The 19261-nt window shown below is 59.1% G+C and carries 12 protein-coding genes; 5 read left to right on the forward strand and 7 right to left on the reverse strand.

Translation table 11 applies throughout. From position 1 onward, the window contains the following. Positions 1-13: 13 nt before the first annotated feature. Together MO767_RS21040 and MO767_RS21045 are read left to right on the forward strand one after the other, a co-directional pair. On the forward strand, positions 14-595 hold the full coding sequence (locus tag MO767_RS21040; protein WP_282482071.1) for a PilZ domain-containing protein: 582 nt from the start codon (positions 14-16) through the stop codon (positions 593-595). A gap of 14 nt (positions 596-609) precedes the next feature. Beyond that, positions 610-1332 (forward strand): glycerophosphodiester phosphodiesterase family protein, encoded by a 723-nt coding sequence (locus MO767_RS21045; protein ID WP_056744312.1) that lies wholly within the window; start codon positions 610-612, stop codon positions 1330-1332. Positions 1333-1374: 42 nt separating this feature from the next. Here MO767_RS21045 and sthA read toward each other — a convergent pair whose 3' ends face one another. From sthA to MO767_RS21080, 7 genes are all read right to left on the reverse strand, one after another. After that, positions 1375-2769: a Si-specific NAD(P)(+) transhydrogenase gene (gene sthA, locus MO767_RS21050; RefSeq protein ID WP_282482072.1), complete on the reverse strand. Its 1395-nt coding sequence runs from the start codon at positions 2767-2769 to the stop codon at positions 1375-1377. 207 nt (positions 2770-2976) lie between these two features. Further along, positions 2977-3921: an FAD:protein FMN transferase gene (locus tag MO767_RS21055; protein WP_282482133.1), complete on the reverse strand. Its 945-nt coding sequence runs from the start codon at positions 3919-3921 to the stop codon at positions 2977-2979. Positions 3922-4102: 181 nt separating this feature from the next. Next, positions 4103-5542 (reverse strand): efflux transporter outer membrane subunit, encoded by a 1440-nt coding sequence (locus tag MO767_RS21060; RefSeq protein ID WP_282482073.1) that lies wholly within the window; start codon positions 5540-5542, stop codon positions 4103-4105. 9 nt (positions 5543-5551) lie between these two features. Then, entirely contained in the window at positions 5552-7702 is a 2151-nt protein-coding gene (locus MO767_RS21065; protein WP_282482074.1) for a glycosyltransferase, read from the reverse strand. Position 7703: 1 nt separating this feature from the next. Next, positions 7704-8888 carry a hypothetical protein gene (locus MO767_RS21070; RefSeq protein ID WP_282482075.1) on the reverse strand — a complete coding sequence of 395 codons (1185 nt, stop codon included), beginning with the start codon at positions 8886-8888 and terminating at the stop codon, positions 7704-7706. A 56-nt stretch (positions 8889-8944) separates the two neighbouring features. Then, entirely contained in the window at positions 8945-10150 is a 1206-nt protein-coding gene (locus tag MO767_RS21075) for an HlyD family efflux transporter periplasmic adaptor subunit (RefSeq protein ID WP_282482076.1), read from the reverse strand. A 527-nt stretch (positions 10151-10677) separates the two neighbouring features. Continuing rightward, complete coding sequence (locus MO767_RS21080; RefSeq protein ID WP_282482077.1) at positions 10678-12141, reverse strand: glyceraldehyde-3-phosphate dehydrogenase; 1464 nt, start codon at positions 12139-12141, stop codon at positions 10678-10680. A 362-nt stretch (positions 12142-12503) separates the two neighbouring features. Here MO767_RS21080 and mfd point away from each other — a divergent pair, with 362 nt between their 5' ends. Genes mfd through MO767_RS21095 form a run of 3 tightly spaced genes read left to right on the forward strand, consistent with a single transcriptional unit; the run spans position 12504 to position 19241 of the window. Beyond that, positions 12504-15953 carry a transcription-repair coupling factor gene (gene mfd / locus MO767_RS21085; protein WP_282482078.1) on the forward strand — a complete coding sequence of 1150 codons (3450 nt, stop codon included), beginning with the start codon at positions 12504-12506 and terminating at the stop codon, positions 15951-15953. A 10-nt stretch (positions 15954-15963) separates the two neighbouring features. Then, positions 15964-16542 carry a CsiV family protein gene (locus tag MO767_RS21090; RefSeq protein WP_282482079.1) on the forward strand — a complete coding sequence of 193 codons (579 nt, stop codon included), beginning with the start codon at positions 15964-15966 and terminating at the stop codon, positions 16540-16542. Positions 16543-16553: 11 nt separating this feature from the next. Further along, the gene (locus MO767_RS21095; RefSeq protein ID WP_282482080.1) at positions 16554-19241 is read left to right on the forward strand and encodes a DEAD/DEAH box helicase; all 2688 of its coding nucleotides are present in this window, start codon (positions 16554-16556) and stop codon (positions 19239-19241) included. The last annotated feature ends 20 nt before the right edge of the window (positions 19242-19261 follow it).

A 19261-nucleotide genomic window follows, 5' to 3' on the forward strand; every position in this document is an offset into this window, starting at 1 on the left:
CCATGGGTTCGCCATGTCGACATTAGATGAAGAAGATCGCCGCGAATACTACCGTATCGAGGACACGATCGCACTGGAAATTCGGCCCCTGTCCGCTCCTGAAGCCGCAGGCCAGGATGTGTTGCAGGATGCTTCCCCACTGTTCAACTTGCTCAGCGAGCTGCACCTGAGCGAATTCGAGTCACAGCACCTGTTGCGCCAGATCAGTGAGCGCGACCGGAACCTCGCCGCATTCCTGAAATCCCAGAATAAACGCATCGATTTGCTGAGCCAGGTGATCGCAATCACCGTACTCGGGCAGATCGGCGAACCGCAGCCGGTAATCATTTCCGAAGGCGGGATCGAATTTCAGTATCCGACGCCCATTGCCGAGGGCACGCACCTGTCGGTCAAGCTGGTGCTGATGCCGCAAGCCCTCGGACTCTTGCTGCGCGCTCGCGTCACCCATTGCGATCGCAAAGGCGACGGCTACGACGTCGGCACCGAGTTCGAATACCCGACCGATGCCCAGCGCCAATTGCTGGCCCGCTACATTTTGCAGAAGCAGGCCCAGGAACGACGCCTGGCCCGCGAACATAACGAATCAGGCATTTAATTTAAGGAAGAACCGTGACTCTCATCTACGGCCATCGCGGCGCCAAGGGCGAAGCACCTGAAAATACGCTGACCAGTTTTCAACAATGCCTCAAGCACGGCGTGCGCCGCTGCGAACTGGACCTGCACCTGTCCATGGACGGCGAGTTGATGGTCATCCACGACCCGACACTCAAGCGCACCACCGACCGTCGCGGCAAAGTCGTCGAGCATACGGCGGCCGAGCTTGTGACCTACGACGCGCGCACTGGCGGACCGGGCTGGATCAAACCGTGCCCGATTCCAACGCTGGAAGAACTGTTCGAGAAATGCGATTTCGAGCACTGGCAACTGGAAGTCAAAAGCGCTTCACGCACCCGCGCCGCGACTACGGTGTTGGCGATTCGCGAAATGGCTCAGCGTTTCGGCCTGCTCGACAAGGTCACGATCACCTCGAGTTCGCGGGAAGTATTGAAAGCTGCGCTGGACTTCGTGCCGGATGTGTCCCGCGGATTGGTGGCCGAGTACGCCTGGCTCGACCCGTTGAAGGTCGCGCAAAGCTATGGCTGTGAGATTCTGGCGCTGAACTGGACCCTGTGTACGCCGGAACGCCTGCAGAAGGCGCAGCGTCAGGGGCTGCATGTGTCGGTATGGACAGTCAACGAGCCCGCGCTAATGCGCAGACTCGCCGACTTCGGCGTTGACAGCCTGATTACAGACTTTCCCGGTTTGGCCAGCGCCACGCTCGAGAATTGCTGAAATCGGTCTCCCCGGCCGGCTCAGGCCACCGGCCGGAGCCGCTCAAAAAAGCCGGTTGAGGCCATCGTACGCTGCAACCCGATAGGCTTCAGCCATGGTCGGGTAGTTGAACGTCGTGTTGACGAAGTACTTCAGCGTGTTCTGTTCGCCCGGCTGGTTCATGATCGCCTGGCCAATGTGAACGATCTCCGACGCCTGATAACCGAAGCAGTGAACGCCCAGCACTTCCAGGGTTTCGCGGTGGAACAGAATCTTCAGCATGCCCTGAGGCTCGCCGGCGATCTGTGCACGCGCCATGCCCTTGAAGAACGCCTTGCCCACTTCGTACGGCACCTTGGCCTGAGTCAGCTCCTGCTCGTTCTTGCCGATCGAGCTGATCTCCGGAATGGTGTAGATGCCGGTTGGCACGTCGTTGACGAAGCGCCAGCTATGGTTGTCAACGATGCTGCCAGCGGCCGAACGACCCTGGTCGTGAGCGGCACTGGCCAGGCTCGGCCAACCAATCACGTCACCGGCACCGTAGATGTTCGGCCTGCAGGTACGGTAGGCCTCGTCGACTTCGATCTGGCCACGGCTGTTGACCTTCACGCCGACGTTTTCCAGACCCAACTGGTCGGTGTTGCCGGTACGACCGTTGCACCAGAGCAAGGCGTCGGCCTTGATCTTCTTGCCGGATTTGAGGTGCAGGATCACACCGTTGTCCACGCCTTCGACGCGGTCGTAGTCTTCGTTGTGACGAACCGTGATGTTGTTGTTGCTGAAGTGATAGCTCAGGGCCTGGGAAATTTCCGAGTCGAGGAAGCTCAGCAACTGACCGCGGTTGTCTACCAGTTCAACCAGCACACCCAGACCGCTGAAGATCGAGGCGTATTCGCAACCGATCACACCGGCACCGTAAACGATGAGTTTGCGCGGGGTGTGGCCGAGGCTGAGGATGGTGTCGCTATCGTAGATACGCGGGTGATGGAAATCGATGTCCGCCGGGCGATACGGACGCGAGCCGGTGGCGATGATGATGTGCTTGGCCACCAGTTTTTCGACTACGCCGTTAGCGCAGACCACTTCAATGGTTTGCTCGTCAGCGAAGCTGCCGGTGCCGAAGAACACGTCCACGCGGTTACGGGCGTAGTAGCCGGTGCGCGAGGCGACTTGTTTGGAGATGACTTTTTCGGCGCTTTTCAACACGTCCGGGAACGAGAACCAGCGTGGCTCACCAATGGCCCGGAACATCGGGTTGGTGTTGAACTGCATGATCTGCCGGACCGAGTGACGCAGTGCCTTGGACGGGATGGTGCCCAGGTGGGTGCAGTTGCCGCCGACCTGGCGACGGCTATCGACCATCGCCACCTTGCGCCCTGCTTTGGCGGCGTTCATTGCCGCGCCTTCTCCCGCCGGGCCGGAACCCAGCACCACCACGTCGTAGTTGTAGACAGCCATGCATACTCCTCAGAACAGGCCGCGGCGCCCTCGGCACCTGCGGCTAAATCACGCCGATCTGCGGCGTGAAGGAACAATTTGGGGCCAGTGCAGAACCCGGACACAGTCTATATAAGCGTCAACGCCGCGCACATTAACCCTTGGTCGCGTCGTAGGCTACTTTTGCCTGCACTACAACGCCAGTCTTCAATGCTTGAATCGCTGTCATCATTCGGTTTTTCCGCCACTCAAGCGTTCAAAAGCCTGATTGGTTCGTATGACGAAACCTGTATCGGCACGAATCACAAAGAATGCACCGATGTCGTGTTTTTCTGCGTAGTCCCAACCCCGTTCAGGGCCCAGAATCAGCAACAGCGTTGATAAGCCATCGGCCATCAATGCTGAAGGATGAATCACCGTGACTGACGCTAGGGTGTGTGAGACCGGTGCCCCGGCGCGGGCATCGAAGGTGTGGGAATAACGCCGACCGTCCTGCACGAAATAGTTGCGGTAGTCGCCGGAAGTGGAAACGCCGTAGCCGTCGACGGCGATGATGCGCTCGGCCACTCGCTGGTCGTCGCGGGGTTCTTCCAGGGCGATGTGCCACGGTGAGCCGTCGAGTTTTTTGCCGGCTGCCTTGAGTTCGCCGGTGGCTTCGGCGAGGTAGCTGTGGATGCCCATTGCTTCGAGTTTTGCGGCAATCGTGTCGACTGCGTAGCCGGCGGCGATGCTGTTGAAGTCGACCTCGACCGCGGCATCCTTGCAAAGCTGATCGCCGTCGATACGCAGGTGTTGGTAACCGACTCGCTGCCTGACTTCGGCCAGCGCCTGGGCCGAGGGGACTTTCTCATTACGAGCCTGCGGGCCGAAACCCCAGAGGTTGAGCAACGGCTCCACCGTCAGGTCGAAGGAACCTTCGCTTTGTTCCGACAGACGCTGACCGACGCGCACCAGTTTGAGGATCGGCGCGGGCATTTTCTGACAGCGGTTGGCGGGTAGATCGTTGAAGCGTTCGATGTCGGAGTCGCTGCGGTAAGTCGACATTTGTTGATCGACTTCAGCAAGGATCTTTTCGACCTGAACACGGACCTCGGTCGGGGTGGGAAGCCCGGTATGGCGCAGGTACTTGATCGAATACGTGCTGCCCATGGTCGGGCCGCCGAAGCTTTCCATGGAATCGCCGTTGCCGCAGCCGGACAGGGCAACGAAGAGCACCAGGAAATAACCTTTTTGTCTGTTCAACACTTGCCACACTCTCCAAAGCACTTCCTGACACAACGCCAAGGCTGGCCATTATGCGATAGAAATGTGGGAGCGAGCTTGCTCGCGATGAGGCCCGCCAGAACACTACAACTTAACGATCCGCCACCTTCAACGACCGACTCCACCCCCCACCCAACGCCTTGTACAACGTCACCTGATTAATCTCGCGCGCCAGTTCCAGCTGTGCCCATTTCTGCTGCGCATCGAACAGCGAACGCTGAGCATCCATGGTGGAAAAATAGCTGTCCAGCCCGGACTCGAAACGTAACCGGGATTGCCGATACGCCTCCTGATAATCCCCTACCAGCTTTTTCTGAAACTCAACCTGCGTGAGCATTTCCTGGCGAGCATTCAAGGCATCGGCCGCCTCGCGAAAAGCGTTCTGCACCGTGGCTTCATAGGCCGCTACTTGACCGTCGAACCGAGCATGACTGGCATCCACCTGAGCCCGCCGAGCTCCCCCATCGATCAACGGCAATGATCCCGCCAGCGCCACCGACCAGAACTCCGCCGGCCCACTGAGCAACCGGGAAAAATCCCCCGTCAGGCTGCCCAGAGCCGAGGTCAGGGAAAAGGTCGGGAAGTACGCACTACGAGCGGCGCCGATGTCCGCATTGGCGGCACGCAATTGGGCTTCGGCGGACATGATATCGGGTCGGCGCTCAACCAATGACGAGGGTAGACCGGCCGGCACGTCCAGCGTCGCCAACTGTTCCCCCAGCGCACCGGTTGGCAGCAATCCCTCCGGCACCGGTTGCCCCACCAGCACCCGCAGAGCATTGAGGTTCTGCGCCACTTGCATGCGATAGGTGTTGACCTGCACTGCCGCGGTATTGGTTTGCGCATCCGCCTGGTGGACGTCGATCCGCGCACTGGAACCAAGGTTAAAACTCTTGCGCAACAACTGCCCGTAGCGGTCCTGGGATTGATAGGTGGTCTGGGCGAGGTTGAGTAGATGCTGGTTGGCCTTGAGGCTCAACCAGGTGTTGGCAACTTCGCCGATCAACGCCAGCCGCGCCGTCTGATAATCCGCCTCTGACGCCTCGTAACGCGCACCGGCGGCGTTTCGCTGACTGCGAATGCGCCCGAAAAAGTCCAGTTCGTAGGAGGTGAAACCGCCCGCTGCCTGAAAGGTGTTCGCGATGCTGCCGGACGTATCACCACCGCCCGGTGTGCGCACCAGGGGTGGCAGCTTGCTGCGCCCGGCGTACGTGTCGATGCCGATCGTAGGAAAAAGTCCCGACCGTGCGGTGTCATAACCGGCCCTCGCCTCTTCGACACTGGCCGCGAACTGCCGCAGGCTGCGATTATTGCTCAGGGCCAGTTCAATCAACTGGCGCAGTCGGTCATCGACCACGAAGCCACGCCAATCCTTGTCGAACGCCTGCTTGCCGCTGCAACACTCGCCAGCAGCGTTGGCCGGCCATTGCTGGTCGATCGGTGCGTCGGGTTTCTCATACGTAGGCTCCAGCGAACAACCGCCGAGCAACACCAAAGACATGAACCATGAAGTGGGTAAGTAACTGTTCATCACGCGCACCTACAAGCGTTGGCCGAGCAAAGCTCGTAAGGGAGAAAGCAGCACAGTCCACAGGCCGGACCTGCCGACACTGATGTGCGGCAGTGGTTGTTTGTGCGAACGAACACTGACCGGCCGCCACCGAGGCAACGGTACGTAAGACGACGCCTTGGCTCGCGCAGGCAAACGCGGTCCCGTGCGTTTTTCGCCCAGTAATGAACGGCGCAGCAAGGTGCCGAACGCCAACGCTGGTTCAGCCTTGCTGACCACGTTGATAGTCGCGTCGCTGAACAGCCGCGCAATCAACCGCCGACGCAGTGCTTCATCAAGGTCGGCAAACCTCAAGCCCAGCTGGTCGTCGCCGTGATTGCGCATGACTTCGACGTCGAGCCACCCGAGTTTGTCGATCCATATCTGACCGCAAAGCCCCGGTTTGATCGAAGAGGCTAAGGCGCAGCTCAAGGACGCGCCGCTGAGGGAAATATCCACCAGGCGACCGGGAAGGACTTTGCCGCCAAAGCGGAAACCGGTGGGTTTGTTGAAGGGAAAACGTTCTTCGCCGTGTAGCCGCGGTCGGTCGACACAGGCCACCAGGGTAGCCAGGTTGTAGACCAGCGCGACAACCGTCCAACACAGATTGAACAGCATGTTGCCGTCGAACGAGGCGGCGGTGCTGATGGCGACGTAAGCACCGATCTGCGAGAACAGCGTCAGCGCGAAAAAGAATCCGAACAGCTTCCAGTGCACCATCGTGCGCGAACGATCAAGGCCTTTGGCAGTCACTTTGAACGGCCGCCCGAACGGCCGGATCATCGCGCTGAAGAGAGTTGCAGTGACCGCCAGAGAGGCAACAATCTGCGTGACCTCGGTAAAAACAGGCAAGGTGCGCCGATCCGTGACCCAGGTCCCGTAACCCCAGAACGCAATCAACGCCGGCATGCCAAAGGCGAGGAAGTCGACCGGATTGGCGTAAAAACCGGCGATGCCGAAATACCAATACAGCACCGGCGAGACCAGCATCATCAAAATGAACGGCTTGGAAAACCAGTGCATCAGGCCATGCACGTAGTGCAAGCGGTCATTGAGCGTGTAGCCACTGCCTCGCAGCGGACCGTCCTTGAGCAACGCCACCTGAATGGTGCCCAGGCACCAGCGTCCGCGCTGGTTGATGTATTCGGTCAGGCCCTCGGCAGACAGACCGATCGACAGACGCTCATTCAGCCAGCGCGTGACGTAGCCTTTTTGCAGCAGTCGATAGGTCGTGTAGATGTCTTCGCAGACCGAGCCTGTAGGAAAACCGCCAATCTCGTTGATCAAATCACGCCGTACGACGAAGGACGTACCGACGCAAAACGCCGCGCCCCAACCGTCCTTGGCTGGCTGGAACACATCAAAGAACACCCGCTGCTCATCCACCCAGCAGGCAGACGTGCCGAGGTTGTGCTGAATCGGATCAGGGTTGTAATAGAACTGCGGCGTTTGCACCAGACCGACTTTCGCGTCGTCGAACAACCCCAGCGTGCGCATCAGAATCGGTTGCTGCGGGGCGAAGTCGGCGTCGAGCACCAGAATGTAAGGTGCATTGCTGCCGGCCGCCGATTGGCGCAAGCCGTTGTTCAGATTGCCGGCCTTGGCGTGTGAGTTGTCGGGGCGCCGCGCGTATTGCACGCCGACCTCGGCGCAGTAATCGCGCAACCAGTCGCGGCGCGTATCGTCGAGCACCCAGAGGGTGAAGTTGGGGTAGTCGATGGCCTGGGCGGCAATGATGGTTTTTTCCAGGATGTCCAAACCTTCGTTATACGTGGCGATAAACACGTCCACCGCTGGCACGTTCGCGCCCTGTGCGCGAAGCCGCCGCTCGCTGGCATCAGCATCCTTGGAGTGATCCGAGCGACACAGCATCACGATGATAGAAAACAGCGTGTAACCAATCGCCAGCATCTCGAAGAACAAAAAGGCGTACGCCCAGACCGTGGCAAAGCCTGAATGACTGTCGGGCAACGTGTCGCGAATCCGCCAGGCGGCGTAGTTGACCAGCAACAACACGGTGATTGCGCCGAAACCGGCACGCGCCGCCCATTGATCCCGATGGGTCAGACAGGTGAACAGAATCACCACTGCCAGCGTCCAGAAATTGATTTGCAGCAGTTGCAGCGAGTCCAGTGCCTGCATGTCAGTCAGCCTCTAGCGAACCGGTGAAGGGATTGACGCCGGTGGCCGCAATCGCCGCCCACGCTGTAGCGCCCAAGTGAGGCAGGTGGTAATAGAAAAAGTCATTGGTGACGGAGTCCGGGCCTATGGCCAGCCCGGTACTGATGCGCGGCGCCGGTGTTGCAAACAGCCAGCCATTGCCGGCCTCTTGGGCCAGCAACACGCTCCACAGCGGTTGTGCCTTGTCACTCAGGCCGCTCAAACGCGCGACGGCAGCGGCCTGGGCGGTGCCTTCGGTCCATAAACCGTCGGGATCACGGTTGAAACCGTAACCTTCGCCGGCGCGGTGAGCGTGGTCGATGAATGCGAAGACCCGACGCCAGTCCTTGGGTGGATCGTGCAAAGCGATCAATGGCCAGATCTGCGCATCCAGACCAGAGCGCACGCGGTCCGAGGTTTGGCCATCCGCTCCGGTACCGATCAGAAAGCGCCCTTCTTCAGCGTCCCACTGGCTGTTCACAAACTGCCGGGCAATCCGCGCCTGCCGCGCCGCCTCCTGATCCGGCGCCACATTGTTGAGCGCCGACCACGCCGCCGCCAGATCGACGTTGTGCTCGGTGGATTTCCAGTTTTGCTGGATCTGTTTGGAGAAATAGCCGTAATAACCGCCGCTGAAGCCTGCCGGTGATTGCCCGTCGTAGGTATTTTGCTGCGACCAGTGCAAGGCTTGTCGCGCAGCTTCAAGGTAAGACGCCTCGCCGCTTTGGCGAAAAGCCTCCAACAAGGCCAACGCTGCCCACGCCTGATTGCCGGTGGCGCTGCTGACTTGATAGGCGTCCTGATTCCAGGCGTTGCGCTCGGTACTCCAGTAGCCCGGCAGTTTCATAGACGGTGCACCGACCGGGCCGGCAGCGTAGGCATTGCGCAGTCGTCCATCCTGATATTCCGGATCGTGGCGCGTGGCGAACGCCAATGCATCGGCGATCCGCCGCGCCGACTCGGTCTTGCCACATGCAAACAGCGCAATGCTCGCCAGCGCGTTATCGTAAGTGAACGCTACGCCGCGCAATGCCAGGATCGGCGCAGGCTGGCCATCCAGCGGTGGATAACTGGCCACCAGTACCGGACCTGCCGGCAAGGACGTCACGGCCCGGTCCAGCGCCGCACAGGTCATCACCGCCAATTGCGGCCTCGCTTGCGTGGCCATTGCAGACACTCCGCTGGCAAGCAGCATCAAACCCAACATTCCTCGAAAAACGATATTCATGGCCGCGAGACCTCGGCACTCGCCCACAACCCGGGATTGCAGGTCATGGCGCGCTGAGCGTCAGTCAAATCGGCGGCAAACGAACCGACGACGTACACCGAGTTCTGTTCGGCGTAAGGGAACGGCACGCTGTAGGTGTTGGCGCGAATGTCCGAAGCGCTGGACAACAACTGCACCACGCTGGCTTTGAGCGGTTGATCCAGGCCGCGGATTTTCACTGTTAGGACGCTGTCACGGTCGATCTTGCTGGCCATGCGCTCGGGGAACACCGCAATGACGTAGCTCTGCGCGCAATCAGTGGCGCGCAGCAAAGTCGATCCGGCCTGCACCAGCGTGCCCTGCGGCGCCAACAGCTCCTGGACGGTGCCTGGCGAATACGCCACGACGTCGTAACCGGCCATCAACTTGACCCGATTCTGTTCGGTTTCGATCAGTTGGTTGAGGTTGTCGAGCTCCTGCTGATAGGTCGCGCGATTGCGCGCCTGATTCTCCAGGCTGAGTTTCAGCGTGGTCATTTGCGCACTGAGGTCGAACATGCGCAACTGATCGGGATCGAGGTAAACCTGTTTGTTGGCGGCACTCACATCGCCGTCGTTGATCCGCAATTGCGAACGCACCGACTCGGCCGCACCCTGCAAGGAAGCCAGCTGAGCTTTCGACGAGGCAACCACCGCGCCACTCACCGCCCCTTGAACGAACAACTCGAGATTGCGTTCGACGGTTTCCTGAGCATCCATCAACCGCGCACTGGCGGCACTGCTCTCGGCTTTCAAGGCCCTTTGGGTAAAGAGTTGGCGGGTATGGAATGCCGTTTGGTATTGCTGGCTGGTTTTCTCCAACGCCTCGTAATACTGCTGATCGTGCTCAGCCTGACTGGCTGAAGAGGACAGCTGTTGCTCAAGGGTCAGGCGCCGGGTTTGCAGGGTCAGCAAGGTTTCCTGATTCGCTCGCGGGTTTTCAACAACGGCGATTTTCTGGCCCTGGACAAACGTCGCACCGGGTTTGACCTCCAGTGCGCTCACCACTCCGTCAATTGGCGTTGTCAGCAGTATCACCGGTGCATTCAAAATCGCCCGTGTGGCCGAGGCCGACACCAACGGCATCAGCAACGTCGATAACAACAGCCAAACAACAAACCCAAGAACTCCCAAACCAACCAAACGGGGTAACAGTGACAATAGTCTTGAGCGTTCTTCAGCCATGTTCAACTCTCCCGATAGACCAACCGCGTAAAAGTCAGGCAATAGCAGGCCGTGACCGCAAGACACTTTTGGCAGGGTGAGCAATGCAAAATAGATTTCTGGACGGCAACTAAGCCGACGCTGTTTATCTGGATTTATTGTGATGTGAGCAGGAATGAGATTCCTGTCTTTTTGGAGGATTGCTGTACAGCGGAGTCATCGCAAGCGTTACGAGCCCGAGGCAGAGCGGGCGTTGTCATTGGCGACACTAGATTCAGCGCTTTGGAGTGTCAAGCTTCCGAAGGAAACAATTAAATGACGTCAAATATGTATCGCCTGATGAATTGGATCCGCTTTAATTATCCAAAGCCCGATAGCCGACAACTGCTTATTTTTATTAGGAGTTTTTATTTTTTATATTCAAAATGAACTTTGTATCGAATTTTAGATAATTCTTAATTCTCAGCCGGAAAGATTAAAACGATATAAGTAGAGCACAAACAAAAACGCCCCGACCAAAGTCGGGGCGTTTCATGTGCAGCTTACGCTTAGCGCGGGAATGCAGGCGGGTTTACACCGGCCATGTCTTCCATCACGCGTACCACCTGGCAGCTGTAACCGAATTCGTTGTCGTACCAAACGTACAGAACAACGCGGTTGTCTTGGCTGATGGTTGCTTCAGCGTCCACCACACCTGCGTGGCGCGAGCCAACGAAGTCGGTGGAAACCACTTCCTGCGAATTGACGTAGTCGATTTGCTTATGCAGATCGGAGTGCAGCGCCATGTAGCGCAGGTACTCGTTCATCTCTTCACGGGTGGCGGCTTTCTCAAGGTTCAGGTTGAGAATGGCCATCGACACGTTTGGCGTCGGAACGCGGATCGCGTTACCGGTCAGCTTGCCGGCCAGTTCAGGCAGCGCCTTGGCAGCAGCGGTGGCAGCACCGGTCTCGGTGATCACCATGTTCAACGCGGCGCTACGGCCACGGCGATCGCCTTTGTGGAAGTTGTCGATCAGGTTCTGGTCGTTGGTGTACGAGTGAACCGTTTCAACGTGACCGTTGATGATGCCGAACTTGTCGTTGACGGCTTTGAGCACCGGCACGATGGCGTTGGTGGTGCAGGAAGCCGCGGAAACGATCTTGTCGTCAGCGGTGATTTCACCGTGGTTGATACCGTGAACGATGTTCTTCAGCTTGCCTTTGCCAGGCGCGGTCAGAACAACGCGGTCGATACCCGGGCAAGCCAAGTGCTGGCCCAGACCCTCGGCGTCACGCCATACACCGGTGTTGTCCACCAGCAGCGCGTCTTTGATGCCGTACTGGGTGTAGTCCACTTCAGTCGGGTTTTTCGCGTAAATAACCTGGATCAGGTTGCCGTTGGCGGTGATGGTGTTGTTGGCTTCATCAATGGTGATGGTGCCATCGAACGGACCATGAACCGAGTCACGACGCAGCAGGCTGGCACGTTTGACCAGATCGTTCTCGGCGCCCTTGCGGACAACGATGGCGCGCAGACGCAGGCCGTCGCCACCACCGGTTTTCTCGATCAGGATGCGCGCCAGCAGACGGCCGATACGACCGAAGCCGTACAGAACAACGTCGGTGCCTTTGCGGGCGGAAACGTTTTGCTGACCAACGACGTCAGCCAGTTCTTCACGGACGAACTGCTCGGCAGTGCGGCCATTGCCTTCAGCCTTGAACCTGACTGCAAGCTTGCCCAGGTCTACCGAAGCAGCGCCGAGCTTGAGCTCGCTCATTGCCTTGAGCAGCGGGAATGTTTCGTGGACGGACAATTCGCTGTCATCAGACTGACGATGACGAGCAAAGCGGTGAGCTTTGAGAATCGCAATGACTGAACGATTGATCAGGCTGCGGCCATAGATCGAGCTCACCACGTTGTTATTGCGGTAGAGCTGACCGATAAGCGGAATCATCGCTTCTGCGAGTGCTTCACGGTCGATCCATTCACCAAGACACTGGTCGGGCTTCTGAGTCACGGGAACCTTCCACATGTAGGGGCAGAAAAAAGGGGCTACATTATGCCGCCGAGTGCCTCCCGTAGCAATGCGCGCCTGTCGCGCGGCCAGTAACAAAATCCTCTTCAAAAAAATCACGCACGGCTAAAGCCCAATGAAACCGCGGCCTGCAGCGCGTTCATTTTTTGGGCGACAACACTGTCTTGTCTGTAACCCTCCGTAACACTCGGTCGTTTTGCCACTACATATTCAGTCATTTTCACTAAAAAACGGGCCGATTTTGTCTTTACCACTACATTTCGCCCAACCTGCGTAATAGACACATCTGCAACTGACAGGCGGCACCCGGGACCGCTACAATTACCGACTTTGTCGCAACGCTTGGAGCTCAACCTTCCGTGCCCGTTCTGCGTCTACCGCTTCTCCCTGCCGCGGCAGGTAAACAGCACTGGGGCAACCTGCCCGGTGCCGCCCTGAGCCTGGCCATTGCCGAGGCCGCCAGCGCTGCCAAGCGCTTCACCCTGCTGCTGACCGCCGACAGCCAAAGTGCCGAACGGCTGGAACAGGAGCTGAGTTTCTTCGCCCCGGATTTGCCGGTGCTGCATTTCCCGGACTGGGAAACCCTGCCCTACGATCTGTTTTCGCCGCACCAGGACATTATTTCCCAGCGAATCTCCGCGCTGTATCGATTGCCGGAGCTGAGTCATGGCGTTTTGGTCGTGCCGATCACCACAGCCCTGCATCGCCTGGCGCCGACCAAATTCCTGCTCGGCAGCAGCCTGGTGCTGGACGTCGGCCAGAAGCTCGATGTCGAGCAAATGCGCACCCGGCTTGAGGCCAGCGGCTATCGCTACGTCGATACCGTCTACGAGCACGGCGAATTTACCGTCCGCGGCTCGCTGATCGATCTGTTCCCGATGGGCAGCAAATTACCTTTCCGCATCGACCTGTTCGACGACGAAATCGAGACCCTTCGTACATTCGATCCGGACAACCAGCGCTCCATCGACAAAGTGGAAACGGTACGCCTCCTGCCAGCGAGAGAGTTTCCGCTGCAAAAAGATGCGGTCACCCGCTTCAAGGCGCGCTTCCGTGAGCGTTTCGATGTCGACTTCCGTCGCTGCCCGATCTTCCAGGACTTGAGCAGCGGGATTACACCAGCCGGTATCGAGTACTACCTGCCGCTGTTCTTCGACGAAACCTCCACGCTGTTTGATTACCTGCCGCAGGACACGCAAGTGTTTTCCCTGCCCGGCATCGAGCAGGCGGCGGAAAACTTCTGGAACGACGTGCGCAATCGCTATGAAGAACGTCGCGTCGATCCGGCCCGTCCTTTATTGCCGCCGGCTGAACTGTTCCTGCCGGTGGAAGATTGCTTCGCTCGGCTGAAGAACTGGCCGCGCGTGGTTGCCAGTCAACAGGACGTGGAAACCGGCGTCGGTCGCGAACGCTTCCCCGCTCGGGAGCTGCCGAACCTGGCCATCGAAGCCAAGGCCACCCAGCCGTTGGCGGCGCTGGCGGGTTTCCTCGACGAGTTCCCCGGTCGCGTGCTGTTTACCGCCGAGTCCGCGGGCCGTCGTGAAGTGTTGCTGGAGTTGCTGGAACGCTTGAAGCTGCGGCCGAAAACCGTCGACAGCTGGCCGGACTTTGTCGCGAGCAAAGAGCGCCTGGCAATCACCATCGCGCCGCTCGACGAAGGATTGGTACTCGACGATCCGGCCTTGGCCCTGGTCGCCGAGAGCCCGTTGTTCGGTCAGCGCGTGATGCAGCGCCGTCGCCGCGAGAAACGCGCCGACGCCAACAACGATGCCGTGATCAAAAACCTCACCGAGTTGCGCGAAGGCGCGCCGGTGGTGCACATCGATCACGGCGTCGGTCGCTATCTCGGGCTGACGATCCTGGAAATTGATAGTCAGGCCGCCGAGTTCCTGACCCTCGAATACGCCGAAAACGCCAAGCTTTACGTGCCGGTGGCCAACCTGCATCTGATCGCCCGATACACCGGCAGCGACGATGCCCTGGCCCCGTTGCACCGCCTCGGCTCCGAGACTTGGCAGAAAGCCAAACGCAAAGCTGCCGAACAAGTACGCGATGTGGCCGCCGAGTTGCTCGACATCTATGCCCGCCGCGCCGCTCGCGAAGGTTATGCGTTTGCCGACCCGAAAGCCGATTACGCGACCTTCAGCGCCGGCTTCCCTTTCGAAGAAACTCCGGACCAGCAAACCACCATCGAAGCGGTGCGCGCCGACATGCTCGCGCCGAAACCGATGGACCGCCTGGTCTGCGGCGACGTCGGTTTCGGCAAGACCGAAGTGGCGATGCGCGCAGCGTTCATCGCGGTACACGGCGGTCGTCAAGTGGCGATTCTGGTGCCGACCACCCTGCTCGCCCAGCAGCATTACAACAGCTTCCGCGACCGCTTCGCCGATTGGCCGGTGAGCGTGGAAGTGATGAGCCGATTCAAGTCGACCAAGGAAGTGAATGCAGCCATCGCTGACTTGGCCGAAGGCAAGATCGACATCGTCATCGGCACCCACAAACTGCTATCCGACGATGTGAAAATCAAAAACCTGGGGCTGGTGATCATCGACGAAGAACACCGTTTCGGTGTCCGTCAGAAGGAACAGCTCAAAGCCCTGCGCAGTGAAGTCGACATCCTCACCCTGACCGCCACGCCGATTCCGCGCACGCTGAACATGGCGGTGTCGGGCATGCGCGACCTGTCGATCATCGCCACGCCGCCGGCCCGTCGCCTGTCGGTACGGACTTTCGTCATGGAGCAGAACAAGAGCACGGTCAAAGAGGCCTTGCTCCGTGAGCTGTTGCGTGGCGGCCAGGTCTACTACCTGCACAACGACGTGAAGACCATCGAGAAATGCGCCGCCGACCTCGCCGAACTGGTGCCGGAAGCACGGATCGGTATCGGCCACGGGCAGATGCGCGAACGCGATCTCGAACAAGTGATGAGCGACTTCTACCATAAGCGCTTCAACGTGCTGATCGCCTCGACCATCATCGAGACCGGTATTGACGTGCCGAGCGCCAACACCATCATCATCGAGCGTGCCGACAAGTTCGGCCTGGCGCAGCTGCACCAGTTGCGAGGCCGGGTCGGTCGCAGTCACCACCAGGCTTACGCTTATTTGCTGACGCCACCGCGCCAGCAAATCACGCCTGACGCCGAAAAACGTCTGGAAGCGATCGCCAATACCCAGGACCTCGGTGCGGGCTTCGTGCTCGCCACCAACGACCTGGAAATCCGTGGCGCCGGCGAATTGCTCGGCGACGGGCAGAGCGGGCAGATCCAGGCCGTCGGTTTTACGCTGTACATGGAGATGCTCGAGCGCGCGGTGAAGTCGATCCGCAAGGGCGAACAACCGAACCTCGATCAGCCGCTCGGCGGTGGTCCGGAAGTCAATCTGCGAGTACCGGCGTTGATTCCCGAGGACTATCTGCCGGACGTACATGCCCGACTGATTCTCTACAAGCGCATCGCCTCGGCCACCGACGAGGAAGGCCTCAAGGACTTGCAGGTGGAGATGATCGATCGTTTCGGCCTGCTGCCGGAGCCGACCAAGAACCTGATGCGCATTACCGCGCTGAAATTGCAGGCCGAGCTACTGGGCATCAAGAAAGTCGACGGCGGCCCGCAAGGCGGCCGAATCGAGTTCGCGACGCAAACACCGGTTGACCCGCTGACGCTGATCAAGCTGATCCAGAGCCAGCCCAAACGCTACAAATTCGAAGGCGCCACGATGTTTAAATTCCAGGTGCCGATGGAGCGCTCGGAAGAGCGCTTTAATACTGTAGAGGCGCTGTTTGAGCACCTCATTCCAAAAACTGCTTGAAGGACGCCGCATGCGCCTGTTTCGCTTACTGACCGTGTTGACAATGTTAATAACAGCGCTGGTCGCCCCTACGGCATTTGCCGATGACTTGTATCAGATTGAAATGATTCTGGTCCGCCAAAACGCCGTGCCCGCTATCGTCAGCCGCGCCGCGCCGGAAGACTGGGCTGCCGGCGCCCAGCCGATCAGCCCCGACAGCCTGCGCACGCCAAGCCTGAATGGCGAAGTGGAAAAACTCACCGCCAGCAATGAATACACGGTGTTGCTGCACAAGGCCTGGCAACAGACTCTCGGCGAAGAAGCCAGCAAAGTCGCGATCAGTGAGGGCAAAGAACAGTTCGGTCAGTTCCCGATCGAGGGCACGCTGAGTATGAAACTGGGACGTTTCACTGATGTGGACGCGGATTTCTGGGTTAACCAGATCGACGCCAACGGCATGGTCACCGCCAGCGAGCGTATGAAGCAGGAAAGCCACACCAAGAACGGCCAGCTGAACTTCCTCGACAATGGCCACTTGGGCATGTTGATCAAGATCACCTCGCTGACCGCCCCTGCGCCTCGGCCAGTCCCCGATGAAATTCCGGACTGATTGAAGCCCTTATGCCTGCGACCCTGAGCAAACCCCTGGCACCTTCCTGGGTCAGCCGATTCAAGGAACAGAGCCTGGAGCGTGGCCGTCGCTACGCTTTGGAGAACCGCGTCAGGATCGTCGAGGCTGGCGACGCCACGATCATTGCCGCCTGCGAGGGCTCTGGCGGTAACGTTTACCGTCAGACCATTCGCCTGCGCGAGTCAGCCAAAGCCACCTTGCTGATGATCGATGCCACCTGCACTTGCCCGGTCCACAGCAACTGCAAGCACTGCGCGGCAGTGCTACTGAAAGTGCAGGAAACCCTGGCTTACCCCGCCGCCGCGCAAGACGCCGAGCTACTCGAGAAACTTCAAGCCGTACTGGAAAACCGTAGCCCGAAGGCGCCGCAAGTGCTGGTGGACAACGTGCAACCGGTGCCGCGCTTGTGGCTGGCGAGCATCGAGTTCAGCGCCTTCGAACCGCGCAACGGCAAGATGCAGCGTTATATTCAGCATCGCGCGGCGTTGTCTTTCAGCTATCTGGATGAATACGTTTCCGGGCAGAAGAACGCTGACATCCTGATACGTCAGGAGACGCAAACGTTACGGATAAAACGCCACCCGGAAGTCGAACAGACCTACAGGGAGCAACTACGAATCCTCGGTTTCAAGGTCGCCACCCGGCAAAGCAAAGCCTTGCCGGAAAGTGCCGGCGAACTTTTCGAGATGGTCAACGACAGCGCCTGGCTGACCTTCACCCTCAATGAACTGCCGAAGCTGCGCACCCAGGGTTGGGAGTTGCAGATCGACGAAGACTTCGGTTTCGACCTGACTGCCGTGGACGATTGGTACGCCACCGTAGAACAGGCACCGGAGCGCGACTGGTTCGATCTGGAACTGGGAATCATCGTCAACGGAGAACGGCTGAGCCTGCTGCCGATCCTGCTGAACCTGATGCGCTCCCACACCGAGATCCTCAACCCGGAACGCCTTGCACGACGTCGCGACGACGAGTTGATCCTGGTGAACATTCCCAATCGCCCGAACTCCGAGTACGGCCCGTTGCAAGTCGCCCTGCCCTTCGGCCGATTGAAACCGGTGCTGGCGACCCTCGGCGAGTTCTATCTGCAAGGGCCCGGCGAAACGACACTGCGCCTGAGCAAGGCCGATGCCACGCGACTGAATCCGCTGGAAGACCTGCCGTTACTCTGGGAGGGTGGCGAGCAAATTCGCACTTTTGCCCAGCGGCTGCGGGACATCAAGGACTTCACCGCGACCGCACCGGAAGGCTTGAACGCGACCTTGCGCCCCTATCAGCTGGAAGGCTTGAGCTGGATGCAGTCGTTGCGGCAACTGGAAGTCGGCGGGATTCTCGCGGACGACATGGGTCTGGGCAAAACCCTACAAACCCTGGCGCACATTCTCAGTGAGAAGAACGCCGGACGCCTCGATCGGCCGTGCATGGTGGTGATGCCCACCAGCCTGATCCCTAACTGGCTGGATGAAGCGGCACACTTCACGCCGCAACTCAAAGTGCTGGCGCTGTACGGTGCCAGCCGCAAAAAGCATTTCGACACGCTGGCCGATTACGACCTGATCCTGACCACCTATGCGCTGCTGCCCAAGGACGTCGAACGTCTCGCCGCGCAGCCTTTGCACGTGTTGGTTCTGGACGAGGCGCAATACATCAAAAACCCCAACAGCAAGGCCGCCCACGCTGCCCGCGAATTGAATGCCCGTCAGCGTCTGTGCCTGAGCGGCACGCCGCTGGAAAACCACCTGGGTGAACTGTGGTCGCTGTTTCACTTCCTGCTGCCCGGCTGGCTGGGTGACGTGAAAAGCTTCAACCGCGATTACCGCGTGCCGATCGAAAAGCGCTCCAGCGAAGTACGACTTCAGCACCTCAACGGTCGGATCAAACCGTTTCTGCTGCGTCGAACCAAGGAACAAGTGGCGACCGAGTTGCCGCCAAAAACCGAAATCATCCATTGGGTCGAGCTCAACGAAGCCCAGCGCGATGTGTACGAAACCATGCGCCTGGCGATGGACAAAAAAGTCCGCGACGAGATTACCCGCAAGGGCGTGGCGCGCAGCCAGATCATCATTCTTGAGGCGCTGCTGAAGCTGCGTCAGGTCTGCTGCGATTTGCGTCTGGTCAACGATGCCACCCTGCCCACTCGCGGCAGCACCTCAGGCAAGCTCGACAGCCTGATGGAAATGCTTGAGGAATTGTTCGATGAAGGTCGGCGGATTCTGCTGTTCTCGCAATTCACTTCAATGCTGTCGCTGATTGAAGAGGAGCTGAAGAAACGCGGAGTCGATTATGCGCTGCTGACAGGGCAGACCCGCGACCGACGCGCACCGGTAAAAGACTTCCAGAGCGGCAAGCGTCAGATCTTTCTGATCAGCCTGAAGGCTGGCGGTGTTGGCCTGAACCTGACCGAAGCTGACACGGTGATTCACTACGATCCGTGGTGGAATCCGGCGACGGAAAATCAGGCCACTGACCGGGCGTATCGCATTGGTCAGGAGAAACCGGTGTTCGTCTACAAGATGATTGCCAGGGGCACGGTGGAAGAGAAGATTCAGCATCTGCAGAAGGAAAAATCCGACTTGGCGGCTGGCGTGCTGGATGGGCGCAAGACCGGGGACTGGAAGTTGCAGAGTGATGATATTGAAGCGTTGTTTGCGCCCCTGCCGGACAAGTTGGAAAAGTAGCGGCGATTATTAAATCGTCA

This window comes from Pseudomonas sp. UYIF39 (assembly GCF_029963765.1).
In the GTDB taxonomy this organism is placed as follows: Bacteria; Pseudomonadota; Gammaproteobacteria; order Pseudomonadales; family Pseudomonadaceae; genus Aquipseudomonas.